The following is a 13,570-nucleotide window of genomic DNA, read 5'->3' on the forward strand; positions in this document are numbered from 1 at the left end:
CTACGATGATTAACTGATGTAACCGATCAGATCGTAACTTCCTGATTTAGTTCCATCGAATTACGCAACAAAGCCGTAAAGAGTTCTTACATCCAGCTCGACAATTGGACCGCCTATGGCGCCGGAAACAGCGTATCTTGATCCTGGTTTTAGTACCTGAAGAAATTGTGGCCACTGCTCTCCTGCGACCAGATCAATCACTACGTCAACGCTGTTTTCTCCGAGAGTCGCCGGCAAATTTGCATCGCGAGGGATAACTTGGTTTGCTCCTAATGCCGTGATCTGTTCTTTCTTTTCTGGGCTGGCGATAGCAATGACGTATGCTCCACGCGCCTTCGCCAGTTGGATTGCGGCAGAGCCAACACCGCCGGATGCCCCTGAAATCAGTACGGTATCGCTCGCTGTGACATTAGAGCGGACAAGCATGTTCTCGGCAGTTGAATAAGAACAAGGGAAGGAGGCCAAATCGATATCCGATAAACTACTATTCACAGCATATGCATGTTTACTGTCAACAACAGTGAACTGAGCAAAGCCACCATCACATTCTGAACCGAAGTGCCAAGGCGAGCTAAGTGCTTGACTGTGGAAGCGCGTAATACATGGTTCGATAAGCACACGCTGACCGATTCGTGATGGGCAGATATTCTCACCAACAGCGACGATGGTACCGCATACATCGGCACCTTGGATTCGAGGGAGAGATAGCGCGTCTCCTGACCAACTTGCATCCATGCTATTGGCGTCATTTTTAGAATACCATGCTGTTCGGGTATTGATGTCGGTGTTATTGACTCCGGCAGCGGCAACTTGGATCAATACATCATCAGGCGAGGGGACTGGCACAGGTAGATCATCGCGGTAACGAAGCATATCTGGCCCACCATGACCGATAAGTTGGACGCCTTTCATGACTTTCGGGATTGTGGTCATTGATTGTTCTCCTTCATTAGTTCTAGCAGAGTGCGTTCAGCGGATGCAAAGGCAGCGTGACCGAGAACCGGCCATGCGTTGGATAGACCTTCATGTAACAAGAAGAGTGTGGTTGCGAGGTCTTCTCGCTGACTTAGTTGGCCCATAAGCTGACGGACCGCCAATTTGTGTTGTTTTACTGCTTGATTAATTGATAGATTTTCTGGATAGGCTGCTAATGCATTGATGGACATGCAGCCATTCGGTGCAAACTCCTTCATCCAATCCTCGAGGCGAGTGAATAGGTGTAATACAGCCGGTGTTCCATTGGCAGGGGCGTCTTCGAGCAAAAAACTCAAATACCTTTGATGGCGATGCTCGAGAGCTGCAACAATCATCGCTTCCTTGGAGGGGTAGTATTTGTACAGGGTTCTCAGGCTGACTTCGCAGGCGTTTTTGAGTTGGGGTACGCTAGGCTCGGCGAAGCCATACTGACTGAATGCTTTTTCTAGGCTTGCTGCGATTTTTTCTTTCACTATTTGATACACCAGGTAGAACGTTTGTTTTACCTAAGGGTAGAATAAACTTTCTACCTCAGTCAATGGTGTATTTGAACTCTGTATTGAAAGCCCGACGTAATGCCGGGCTAATTTAAGTGATTTTTATCGATTTGGAACGTGAATCAGTGTGCCGTTGCGTGCTGCTCTCCACGCTTGTCTAGCATTCCGCTGAAACGGGTTAGTAGTAGAGCACCTAATACTACGATCGCGCCAATCCAAGGTGTGTGCATCAGCCCAGCATTGGCCACGATAAGGCCACCGCCCCAAGAACCCAGTGCAATACCTACGTTAAATGCAGCAATGTTGAGACCAGAAGCGACGTCGACTGCATCAGGTGAATATTTCTCTGCTAGTTTGACAACATAAACTTGAAGTCCTGGAACGTTACCAAAGGCAAAGGCACCCCAGACAAGAATGGTCACTACTGCAGAAATTGGATTAAATGCTGTGACACTAAACACGAGCAATACCACAATTAGGCCCGAGAAAATCGCTGTCAGAGCTTTGATTGGCCCCATAGAGTCGGCCATCTTTCCGCCCCAGATGTTGCCGAATGCGACTGATACACCATAAACCAACATAATTAGGCCGATAGCGCTAGAGCCAAACCCCGAAACTTCTTCCAAAATAGGAGCCAAGTAAGTGAAGGCTGTGAACGTACCACCGTAACCGAGCGCGGTGATTGCGTACACCAAAAGTAGACGAGGCTGAGTCAAGACTTTTACTTGCGATGACAGCTTGGTTGCTGGTGGTTGTTTCAGATTACTCGGCACTAGTAGAGCGCTTCCTATCAGTGCGATGATTCCAAGGATCGCGACGATTAGGAAGGTTGCCTGCCAACCAAATGTCTGGCCAATCCAGGTTCCAAGTGGCACGCCCGTCACTAGAGCTACGGTCAGACCGGTAAACATAATAGCAATTGCGCTAGCGGCTTTTTCTTTTGACACTAGGCCAGTGGCGATAGTCGAGCCGATCGAAAAGAACACACCGTGTGCAAGCCCGGTCAGTATCCTTGCTGTAACTAGTGTATTGTATCCAGGTGCTTGCCAGGCTAACAGATTGCCAAGAACAAACAGTGCCATAACAGAAAGCAGAACGTACTTTCTTTTCCAGTTACCAGTCAGCGCTGTTAAAACGGGAGCACCAACCGCAACACCAAGTGCGTACAGGCTAACTAAAAGACCCGCTGAAGGTAATGATACGTTGAGGTCGGAGGCCATAGTCGATATCAGACCGACAATTACAAACTCCGTGGTTCCAATAGCAAAGGCGCTAAGCGTCAATGCAAGTAAAGCTAAAGGCATAACAACTCTCTCTTATAATCATTGAATATGAATGGATAAACGAATAGCCCGTTTCCATGTCGTGTATTATTAAAGAGTTATTCGTTGCGAAAAATGGTGTTTATTACAAAATACTTTTGTTATAAATGATAAAAGTGCGCAGTTAAGAAAGGGGATGAAATGTTAACCCGATCAGATGAATTAGAGATTCTTATGGCAGTTGTGGATAGTGGTGGATTTTCTTCCGCTGCTGATGCACTAGGTATTCAAGTCGCTAGGGTATCTCGTGCGGTTAGTAAAGTTGAATCACAGCTGGGGGTAACCTTGCTGAATCGCACGACGCGCAGAGTGGAAGTTACTGAGGAAGGGCATCAGTTTGTTGAAGCGGTTCGCTTAGGTTTACTACAAATACAGCAAGCTGAAGAAGAGATCATCACACGAGGTGAATTACCCAAGGGGCGCTTAAGAGTTGATGCCGCTAGCCCATTTGTTTTACATCAACTCGTGCCGTTAATTCAGCCATTTAAAGAGGCTTATCCTGATATTCAACTCGATCTTACCTCTAATGAGGGTTTTGTGGATCTATTGGAAAAAAGAACCGATGTGGCGATACGTATTGGACGATTATCGGATTCAACACTGCATGCTAAACCTTTAGGAACAAGCCCACTATTTATCGTTGCCACGCCTGGTTATTTATCTAAACGAGGTTTCCCTGAAGCGGTGAGCGATTTGCGCAGTCATAACTTGATCGGTTTTTCTGGCGCTAAAGTGTTAAATCAGTGGCCATTACGAGGGTTTGAGATGATAGAGCCTGATATCCTATCCAGCAGTGGTGAAACGGTTAGACAGTTAGTGTTGGCAGGGAACGGCATTGCATGTTTATCTGGCTTTATGGTGAAAGATGATCTTGATTCTGGACGGTTAGTGGCATTGTTTGAATCGGAAAAAATCACAAATACTGGACGAGAACAGGTCAATGCTGTGTTCTACAAATCTTCTTCAGTCTCTAAACGTATTTCCGCGTTCATCGACTTTATTCAACCAAGACTTACTTTAAAATAACACTATTATTGTTGTTTTAACAAAAGAGTTTTGTCGTTATTGCGGCTTTTGTTTTTCCAACTGCCAAGCCTAGCGTGCCACCCCTTAGTAAGGTGGCACATATTTTTATTTGATCTTAGTTAAAGCGTGGCAACACGTACTGAGCGATCTGTTCAATTGATTTATCAATTGGTTGGCTATTACGACGGAAATGCAACCCGATGTGATTGACTCCTGCTTCTTGCATTTTTTCTAGCTCATCGCTCAAGCCATTGACTCCGGCCTGGATACCAAAATGATGCCGAACGACTGGTGCATTTGGGTTATCGACTAAATCAAGATGAATAAAGCTGGCGTAGGGTTTGTTTCCCGCTACGGAGCGCCAAAGTGCAACGCGGTGTTCATGATCATCAGGTGTGCCTGGGTAGGCGAGCCAGCCGTCTAGGTTTTCTCCTATCCATTGTGGACTTTGCTGCGCTAACCCTGCGACATAGATAGGAATATCAGCAAACTCGGGTAATAACTGTAGATCGTTACCCAGCTTATCATTTTGCGTATCTTTCAAAATCTCTACACTTTCTCGAAAAGCTGAGCCACGGCTGTCAAAGTTGGCATTAAAAACGGGATATTCACTAGGGCGGTCTCCACTAGCCACACCGAGTATCAGGCGGTCACCACTTAACTCGTTGATGGTCGCAGCGGCTTTTTTCACTAGCCAAGGTTGTCTTAACGGTAATACTATCGCTGCTGTCCCTAGTAGAATGTTGTCGGTGCACGCAGAGAGATAGCCAAGATAACTGAACGGTTCATAAATTTGTGCCGCGTCTCCAAAGTTAGGGTCGTACAACGGGACATCTCTCACCCACGCTACGTTAAAGCCTAACTTATCGGCTAACATAATACGCTGTTTATGTGCACTCATGTCTGGTACGCCGAACGGTTTTCGTTGGAGCAGGCGTTTTTTCTGGCCTTCTTGGGTCCAGTCATTATCTAGGGGGAGCTCAACCCCGATGGTGAATCTGTTACTTAAATCTTTATGCATTATGAAGCCTGACTATTACTGTGAGTACTAGGAGGCAAGGTGCCTCCCTGATATTCAGGACACTATGAGATTTTTGTTGTGAGAAAAAGCGGCAAAAAGACAAAAGTGTTTTGCCACAAACAGCGGTGGTCTTTAAAGGAACTGGTGGTTCTCTACCTTGATTTCTTGCTTGATGAAGTCAATAAAAGAGCTGATCCGGCGTGAGGTACTGGCATTTTTGTAATACACCGCATGAACGGGCTGTTCGACATTATGCGTGTGTTCACTAAGCACGCCCACTAAGCGACCAGCTTGTCGGTCAGAGTAGGTCATAAAGTCAGACAGGCAAGCTATCCCCGCACCATGTAAGGCTAAACATCTTAGCGTCTCGCCATTATCAGATCTTAGGCTACTCATAATACGCAGAAGTTTGTTCTTATCATCCATGATCGGCCATTCCTTAAGATACTCCGGCTTGTTGAATCCAAGTAGCTTGTGATTGAGTAACTGATCTATTGAGGTTGGAGTACCATGTTGTCTTAAATACTCTGGACTCGCGACGATTCGAATCCGACTTTTACCAAGAAATATCGCGCGCATGGTTGAGTTTTGTAGCTCACCGATACGAAAAGCAATATCGGTTTTTGTTCCCAAAAGGCTAATATTTTCCTCATTGGAATTGAGATCGATTTCGACTTCTGGATAGAAGCTCTGATATTTAGCAATGTGCGGCGTTAGTACGTGCAGTAAGAACGGGGTAGCTGCGTTTATTCGTAGGAGGCCAGAAGGCTTATATTTCTGGCTTTTCAGTTGTGCTTCGGCATTCTCTACTGCTTCTACAATATGTCTGACTTTATCGAGGTATATCGTTCCTTCATTAGTAACATCTAACTTACGGGTTGTGCGATTTAACAAGGTCGTTTCGAGTTTGGCTTCTAGCCGAGATACCGATCGACTCACCGCCGAGACGGTCATCGATAACAGTTCAGCCGCAGAGCTGATTGAACCCGTATCGACCACGGCCATAAAGGTGCGCATTTCATCTAGAGTAGCTTTCATTGTTGAATATATTTCAAATTAGATTTGAGTATTGTTAACTTTACGGAAAGTTTCTTGCGGCGTAAAGTTTTGCTTCGAATCAACTATAAAATCGATAATTCAGGAAATTTAGATGAAAGTACCATCATTTGGCGTCGGCACGTTTCGTTTAGAGGGTGAAGTAGTTAAGGATTCAGTCCGTAATGCGTTAGAAGTGGGTTACCGCGTAATTGATACGGCACAGATTTACGGTAATGAGGCAGAAATCGGTGAAGTATTGACACAGTCCGGTATTGCACGTGATGAGCTATTCATTACGACCAAGATCTGGGTTGATAACATGAACACGGAACAACTCATTCCAAGTCTAAAAGAGAGCTTAGAAAAGCTAAATACAGATTATGTGGATTTGACCTTGATCCACTGGCCTGGCAATAACAATAACTTGAACGAATACATGGCTTCATTACTTGAAGCTAAATCGCAAGGGTTAACCCGTAATATTGGCGTATCCAACTTTAATATTGACTTGTTGCAACAAGCGATAGAAGTGGTCGGTAAAGAGAATATTGTTACTAACCAAATCGAGCTTAGCCCTTATTTGCAAAATCGTAAGTTGGTCAGCTTCATGCAGGAAAACGATATTCAGGTAACGTCTTACATGACCTTGGCATATGGGAAAGTACTTGGGGACCCAACTATTGCAGGTATTGCTGAGGACTATCAGGCCACGCCAGCTCAAGTCGCGCTTGCTTGGGCTTTGTCAAAAGGTTACGCGGTGATCCCGTCTTCAACTAAACGAGAGAATTTAGCAAGTAACCTGAAAGCACTTGAACTTAATCTGAGTGAAGAGGCGATTGCAAAGATAGATGCGTTGGAAAGAGATGGCCGCGAAGTAAACCCTGAAGGGCTAGCGCCTGAGTGGGATGATTGAGTGAGTTTCACGGGAAATCATTGCCTAAATGACACCTCTGCAATCGCTGACTTCCTCAGCGTTTGACGGTAGTACAACACCATAGACGATAACGGCTCGCTTGTCTGACGATAGTGCGAGCTTTTATCTTTTTGGCCTATTAGTTTACTGTATTCTCCCGGCCTTCAATTTGGCCGGGAGACGTCATTTAGAGAACAGTTACCATTCGAGTGTAGAGCCATCAAATACGCGGAAGCTTCCGGATTGCTCAAGTGTTAGCTGTTCTGCGACCGAAACAATGCCTGCAACACTTTCCTCGGCAGAAAAGGTTGCGTCCTCACCGCCCATATCGGTTTTTACCCAGCCGGGATGAACTGCGACAGTTTTTACTCCTTGCGATTCGAGATTGCGTGCTGCTGATACTAGAACCTGATTAAGCGCTGCTTTAGATGCTCGATAACTGTACATGTTACCTGAACTGTTATCGCTTAAACTCGCAACTCGGGTTGAGATTCCCACGATGGTTTTGTGCTGACTTTTCGCAACGTTGTCTTGTAGGGCTTGAATTAGCAGGGCAGGTGCGACGGTATTTATGTTTAGTACTTCTAGCCATTTTTTCTGGGTCATTTCGCCAAGCGTTGCACACTCTTCGCCTAATACACCTGCATTCAGAATTAAATGATCGAGCGGACGATCCGCTAATCGAGTGGCTAACTGATCGATATCTTGTTGGTTAGTGACGTCTAGAGCCATCAGTTGAAGTTGATTAGATTGGGTTACTAGTTCATTGAGCTGCTTAGCATTTTCTTGTGAACGACAAGTTGCGATAACTTGCCAACCTTTTCCAAGGTAGTGGTGGACAAATTGCAAGCCTAAGCCACGGTTAGCGCCAGTGATTAATACAGTAGACATCGCTTCTCCTACGTTGTTGAGTTGAACAACGACCATATTAGAGGCGACGTATAAGCATGTAATCAAAACAGTATAAAAATGGCCTAGAATTCGACATTGTCAAATCTTAAAGTTTGAGAAAGATGCTGGCAAAGTGTTTTAGCCTAGTGACCGTCAGTTCGGAGACAGCACCGCTGACACCTGCAACAGCAACGACCTTACCATCCAAGTAAAGGGGGATCGCTAAGCAATTGAGGTTTGGCTCTGCCTCTTCTAAATCGAGTGCGTAACCTGATAATACAACCTGATTAAGTTCAGTTTCTAACGTGGGGGATATTTGGCTTTCAAGGCGCAATGTTCGGCGAAGCTCATCATCAAAACTAAGAAAAACTTTGCCGATCGCAGATGTTGTGAGTCCTTCTCGTTTCCCTCTCGGGCTACGGATAGTAAGAGGGTTATCCTGCTCTATAGCATCGATATACAAGTACTCTTTAGCGCCACTTTGTACAGCGAGGTAAGCAGTGTCGTTAGTCATTTGGGCCATTTTTTTCAGCAATGGAACAAAATGTTGTCGGATAGCTTCGTTTTTTTGTTCAATCGGCTTAGACAGTTCATAGCATCTAAACCCTAGGCTGTAGCTATGGTTGTGTTTGGATACATATCCAAGAGAGTGTAGAGTCGCAAGTAACCCGTGAACAGTCGTCCTATTTAACTGGATCGCATTACTGATCGTCTGTAATGATAGGGGAGACTCACTCATCGAGAGCAACTCGAGGATTAGAAAACCTCGCTCTAGAGACTGAATGTTTTTTCTTGCCTTGGGCACAAAGACTCCTTGATGATGGTGTTGCATCTGAATGGCTTACTGATGCTTCCACCTATAACAAACCACTACGCTGGTGGTTTGGTTTTATTAGAGAATATACTCAGCACTTAAACTGATCGGCTCGTTGTATGCGTCCACAAGGGAGTTTTTTCCTTGCTTCTTAGCATTGTATAACGCTTGGTCTAATATCGAATGCCACTCATCAAAGTTGGTGAGTGGCATTGAGGTTGATAGATAGGCCAGACTCGCAGATATATTCAATTGATGGTTATTAAGCGAATGTACACTCTTTTCTGAAATTGTTTTATGCAGACTTTGTATTCTAAAGGGAACGTCAATCTCATCGACGTTTTTCAATAGCAAGATAAACTCTTCTCCACCTGAACGACCCAAGTACTCTCCCTTATTAAGTTTAGCTTTAAGCGCTTTGCATACCTGTTGTAGTACTAAGTCGCCAGTCGGATGACCATACTGATCATTAATCGCCTTAAAGTCATCTAGATCGATTAATGCTAGAACGTAGCGGAAGTCTCCTTCAGCTTTGGAGGTTTGGCTTTTAATCGTCTCTATAATTGCCGCTCTGTTTAATGCACACGTTAAGCTGTCTATTTTGGCTTTTAAGCGTGTTTGTCGCTGAACCATCAATGCCAGAGCGAGGAGAACCAATAAACAGAAAACAACAAAATTATAAGTGCGTTGTTGGTCTGTGAGTTTTTCAAACTGGTACTGACTTAGAAGAGTTTCGTTGTTCAACTGCGCGACTTGTAGATCATATTCATACTCTTTTTTAGTGAGATCTAGTGCCTCTAACGCCTTGATATTACTCGCATCTCGGTTCGTTAGTTCAATCGTCGAGTAGGCCTTGTGATGCTCCAGCGCCTTTTTGTAATCATTTTGAGCTTGGTATGCTTTTGAGAGGAGTAATTGGGCTTGCGCTTGCAATAAGGGCCTAGCGTTTTTTACCGCTAATCTTAACGCTATTGTACTGTGTTCAATCGATTTTTCGGGTGTATGGTTCTTTAAATATGCCAATCCAGCAGCCAAATGACCCTCTGTTTCAAGGTGCGTATTCTCATAAGTTTGGGCAATGTTTAATGCTCTTCCAATGTAATATACCGCGGTATCCAATTGCCCAGAATCGGCCAAAGCAGCAGATAACCCTAAATAGGTCAACCCTTGCCCGTATGGGTAATGAAGTTGTTCGAGAATCGTTAATGCATTTTTGTAGTGGCTGATGGACTTATCGAGTTCTTTGGATTTTCTGTACATCGCTCCTAGACTATGTTCGACTTGCGCAACTTCAAGAGGTGTCCCTTCATCTTGGCGAACCAGTAGGGCTTGAATGAGATATTGCTCTGATTGTTCAAATTGCCCCAGCTCTGCAAGTAAAGTGCCGACGTCATTGTAAATCCCTGAAGGATCGCTTTGCGTCGACATGTTGGCCATCAACTGTCGATACAAACTTAAGGCTTTTTCATAGTCACCGCGGTAATTGTAGTTATTTGCTATTACGCGCAAAGCAAGATCAACAGGGAAGTTTTCTTGATGCTTATGATTTAAGTGGCTTTCTAAGGATGAGCAATAAAAGTTTGCTTTGTGATAACGACCTTGTTGATTCAGCGTATAACAAAGTTGATAGTTCATCAGAGCCTTGCCTTCGGAATCGGATATTTTCTTCATTGTCTGTCGCAAAGAAGAAAAGCTATCTACTGAGGCCTCGTAACTACCATGCTTACGTTCCTTTAAGGCAAGAATATATTCTGATTCTAATTGAGAAAAACGGTTGTCTAAGACTTGACTGCTGCCGTAGTAAGGTTGATTTATGTTTGACATATATTCATAAATCAATCCACTTACGTAGAGCTTTTCGCTGTCCGATTTCGCTGTATGGTAGCGATCTTGAAGCATGCTCAATGCCGACTCAGGGTTGCTTCGTAGTGTGGTTTGGTAGACAGAGTGCCACTGTGTGATATTTTGGTTTGGTTCAATATCTTGAGTGTCGCTTGCGTATGCTGGAGTGAGCAAAAGTGACGCAAGCAAGGGATAGAGCACGCGCATGTTTAAACGAGCCTTTAATTTAAGGTGCCTTTAAAGTTGAGTTATCATAGCGCTTTTAACACATCAGCGTTGTGATTAAGTTGGGTGTACTAAGAAAAAGAGCAGTAAAACTATGCACTTGGTCGAGATATTGAAAGAAGAGGCATAAAAAAGAAAGACCTCAACATAAAGTTGAGGTCAGAAATCTTTAATCAATGTAAAGCTTTGCTAGATCTTGAGGCTCCATTTCTTTGCCTTCTAACTGATCGTTCCAGTTAGTTCCAACAAGAACACCATCTTCAGCAAGAGTCAAAAGCCAATCTTCAACAAAGATATCTAATGGGATTTCTAGTACAGTAAAATCTGCCCATTCTTCAACATTATGTGCTTCTGCATCTTCTTTAGAAGACCAGAAAGGCATGACTTCGCTGTTTTCGAATTCAGTTGAATCGCAAGATAGCCAACCTTCTTCATTGCGTAAACCCCAAACCAATTGGTTTTCTTTCGTTTCTGCAACAAAAAGGTCAAGGTTCGCTTGGATATCTGATGTAAGTTTGCTCATTTCAAAACTCTCGTTGTTATGACGTGGCTAGAGTAACACTAAAGTGCCGATTCCTAAAGCATAATACGGTTGTCGAAATGAGTAAAAATAAAGGAGCCGAAGCTCCTTTTCTGAGGTTAAGTATTCACTCGTTTTTGTTTGCTTTATGCTTGCAGAGCAAACAAAAACAGGTACTTTACCTTTCTGGAAGAGTTGTGAATATTGTCCACTCTCTTTTTATCTCGCCTTTGTAACCAACGACTGATGCGGTTACTCGACGATTTAAAGCATGGCTGACTTCATCGGTCCCTTGTTGTGCTAAGTGAGTGTCACCAAAACCAACAATGCGGACTCTACTCGGTTCGATGTCGTAGCTTAGTAGGGCTTCACGGACATTGCGTGCTCGTCTTTCAGAAAGATCTTGGTTATGCTTTGAACCACCAACTTTACTAGCATAGCCGTGCAGCTCAATCGAAGTAGTAGGGTACTCTTTTAAAAAGTCGGAAAGCTCTCGAACTTGTCTTCTGAAGACTGGATTGATCTCATCAGAGTCGTTAGCAAAAAGTATCCGCACTTGCATGTTATCTGATGCTTTAATGTATTCTCCACAACCGTCGTTGTCGACCTCTGAGCCTTCAGGTGTACCTGGACACATATCTCGAGCATTGATGACACCATCGTTGTCGTCATCTTGCAAATCTGCTATTTGTTCTGCATTTGGTACAGGACGATACTCATATTCGTCTTCAGCAACAACGTGTTGAGTGATGGCGAGCATACCCAATGCAAATAGAATCTTCACTGGTTTCATGATCAGTACTCCACCTTTTCATTCCATTCTGTAGGTACATCGACACGTAAGGCATTTAACAATTGGCCAGTCGCGTTCATAACGCGGTACTTGGCGTACTGCTCTGAGTATCGAGCATCCAAATAGTTCTTTCTCGCTTCAAAAAGTTCGTTTTCAGTATTTAACAAGTCCAGCAGAGTGCGTTTTCCAATGCGATACTGCTTTTCGTAGGCGATGACAGTTTCAGAGGCCGAATCTACGTGATCCGCTAGGAACTCTTTTTGTTGAAGTGTAAAATCTAACGCACTCCAAGATAGACGAAGACCTTCTTCTACTTGGCGGTATGCACGTTCTCTTAGGTCTTTTGCTTTATTTAGTTGGTAGGCAAAACTTTCAGCGTTGGCTACGTCACTACCACCGTTAAAGAGGTTGTAACGCATACGTAACATTGCTGTTGTCTCTTCGCTGCTTCCTTCGATACCGCTTGCATCATCACGCCATGTTTGAGCCGCTTCTACCGATATCGTTGGGTAGTAAGTTCCCTTAGATTGCTTGTATTGGAACTTTGCAGAGTCCACATCAGCTACCGAAATTTTGATTACTGGATGTGACTCGAATGCCAAGTCAATCGCTTCATCGATGGTGTAGGGAATAAAGTTTTGGTCCGCTCTTGGGAAAATCAATCCTTGTGGTGACTGTCCGACAAGGCGTGTAAAGGTGGTGTGGCTGTCATATAAGTTGTTCTGAGCTGCCACCAAGTTACCATGAGCCTTTGCTAAACGAGCCTCTACCTGGGTTAGGTCTGCTGTAGAACCGATACCTGAGTTAACTCGCTTTTTAATGTCTTCATAGATCTTCTTATGCACTTTCAAGTTATTCTCGGAAAGTGTCAGAATTTCATAAGCTTTTACTGAGTCTAAATAAACTTTCGCGACCTCTAGAGCGGTGTCTTGGGCATCAGCTAGAAGTTGATAACGGACCGATTCAGCATCAGCTGCTGTTCGATCCATATCATTAAGTGTCGCTGAGCCATCCCATATTAGCTGGGTTAGTGTCACGGTGGCTTCTTTTCTTGTCAGATCGGTTGAATCTCGCCCTGACTCTGCGGGTTTGATTCCTTCGTAACCGATACCGGCATCTAAGTCTACGGATGGGAGGTAAGCACCACCAGATGCTTCATTCACATACTGCTTGCTAACGAATTCATTGAACGCACTTTTGATGTCAGGATTGGTTTTTAATGTGTTTTCAACCGCTTGCTCTAGCGTTTGCCCAAAAGCATGACTAGCGGTGAACATACCAATACAAAAGGCGTTGGCACGAGTCCACTTCACTGTGATTCTCCTAGATAATGGTAAAAATTCTCGAGGTGATAGGGCTTATAAGTGGAATACTTATAAGGGCGTCAATAATTTAGCGCACAATAACATTAATATGCGATGAAGTAACCTGTTGATTTGCTGTTCATTTGTTTCAATTTTGATAAATCAACCTACTAAATCTGCCTAAAACTTGAATTAAGATCTCAAATTAAACATGGAGGTAATGGCTAGAAACGAGAGTCCAGATTTTAATAAAATAAAACAATTATGCATCTGGATTCTTATTGATGTATGACACATAATTACTTTATTGAGCCCGAATTCAACTGCGAAGTGCGACACTCGCTAATATCAAGCAGCCAATGCCATTTCTTTAAATACAATTGCTGGCT

At 44.0% G+C, this 13,570-nt stretch carries 12 protein-coding genes and 1 pseudogene; 2 read left to right on the forward strand and 11 right to left on the reverse strand.

The features are described 5' to 3' along the window. Positions 1–75 precede the first annotated feature (75 nt). The 3 genes and pseudogenes from R7Z77_RS22795 to R7Z77_RS22805 form a co-directional block, all read right to left on the reverse strand. A pseudogene (locus R7Z77_RS22795) lies at positions 76–933 on the reverse strand (zinc-binding dehydrogenase); the annotation flags it as partial. Further along, the gene (locus R7Z77_RS22800; protein ID WP_053307056.1) at positions 930–1,451 is read right to left on the reverse strand and encodes a TetR/AcrR family transcriptional regulator; all 522 of its coding nucleotides are present in this window, start codon (positions 1,449–1,451) and stop codon (positions 930–932) included. The pseudogene R7Z77_RS22795 and the gene R7Z77_RS22800, both read right to left, overlap by 4 nt. Positions 1,452–1,594: 143 nt before the next feature. Beyond that, positions 1,595–2,776 carry an MFS transporter gene (locus tag R7Z77_RS22805; RefSeq protein ID WP_318136842.1) on the reverse strand — a complete coding sequence of 394 codons (1,182 nt, stop codon included), beginning with the start codon at positions 2,774–2,776 and terminating at the stop codon, positions 1,595–1,597. 159 nt (positions 2,777–2,935) lie between these two features. On the opposite strand from R7Z77_RS22805, the gene R7Z77_RS22810 reads away from it, so the two are divergent. Further along, positions 2,936–3,820, forward strand: a complete 885-nt coding sequence (locus R7Z77_RS22810; protein WP_005377338.1) for a LysR family transcriptional regulator — start codon at positions 2,936–2,938, stop codon at positions 3,818–3,820. A gap of 115 nt (positions 3,821–3,935) precedes the next feature. On the opposite strand, the gene R7Z77_RS22815 is transcribed toward R7Z77_RS22810, so the two are convergent. After that, entirely contained in the window at positions 3,936–4,841 is a 906-nt protein-coding gene (locus tag R7Z77_RS22815; protein ID WP_318136843.1) for a TIGR03571 family LLM class oxidoreductase, read from the reverse strand. Positions 4,842–4,973: 132 nt separating this feature from the next. Continuing rightward, complete coding sequence (locus tag R7Z77_RS22820) at positions 4,974–5,879, reverse strand: LysR family transcriptional regulator (protein ID WP_225474023.1); 906 nt, start codon at positions 5,877–5,879, stop codon at positions 4,974–4,976. Between the two features lie 112 nt (positions 5,880–5,991). On the opposite strand from R7Z77_RS22820, the gene dkgB reads away from it, so the two are divergent. Beyond that, complete coding sequence (gene dkgB, locus R7Z77_RS22825; RefSeq protein ID WP_318136844.1) at positions 5,992–6,792, forward strand: 2,5-didehydrogluconate reductase DkgB; 801 nt, start codon at positions 5,992–5,994, stop codon at positions 6,790–6,792. Between the two features lie 198 nt (positions 6,793–6,990). On the opposite strand, the gene R7Z77_RS22830 is transcribed toward dkgB, so the two are convergent. The 6 genes from R7Z77_RS22830 to R7Z77_RS22855 all read right to left on the reverse strand — a co-directional run bounded on the left by R7Z77_RS22830 (position 6,991) and on the right by R7Z77_RS22855 (position 13,190). Next, the gene (locus tag R7Z77_RS22830) at positions 6,991–7,683 is read right to left on the reverse strand and encodes an SDR family oxidoreductase (RefSeq protein WP_318136845.1); all 693 of its coding nucleotides are present in this window, start codon (positions 7,681–7,683) and stop codon (positions 6,991–6,993) included. A 106-nt stretch (positions 7,684–7,789) separates the two neighbouring features. After that, entirely contained in the window at positions 7,790–8,488 is a 699-nt protein-coding gene (locus tag R7Z77_RS22835) for an IclR family transcriptional regulator (protein WP_318136846.1), read from the reverse strand. An 87-nt stretch (positions 8,489–8,575) separates the two neighbouring features. Next, positions 8,576–10,546 carry a tetratricopeptide repeat-containing diguanylate cyclase gene (locus R7Z77_RS22840; RefSeq protein WP_318136847.1) on the reverse strand — a complete coding sequence of 657 codons (1,971 nt, stop codon included), beginning with the start codon at positions 10,544–10,546 and terminating at the stop codon, positions 8,576–8,578. A 187-nt stretch (positions 10,547–10,733) separates the two neighbouring features. Next, positions 10,734–11,087 carry a DUF2750 domain-containing protein gene (locus R7Z77_RS22845; protein ID WP_005377352.1) on the reverse strand — a complete coding sequence of 118 codons (354 nt, stop codon included), beginning with the start codon at positions 11,085–11,087 and terminating at the stop codon, positions 10,734–10,736. Positions 11,088–11,262: 175 nt separating this feature from the next. After that, a complete protein-coding gene (locus R7Z77_RS22850; RefSeq protein WP_005377354.1) occupies positions 11,263–11,877 on the reverse strand; it encodes an OmpA family protein in 615 nt (204 codons plus the stop codon). 2 nt (positions 11,878–11,879) lie between these two features. After that, the gene (locus tag R7Z77_RS22855; protein WP_318136848.1) at positions 11,880–13,190 is read right to left on the reverse strand and encodes a TolC family outer membrane protein; all 1,311 of its coding nucleotides are present in this window, start codon (positions 13,188–13,190) and stop codon (positions 11,880–11,882) included. Positions 13,191–13,570: the final 380 nt, after the last annotated feature.

The organism is Vibrio sp. 1401 (genome assembly GCF_033340295.1).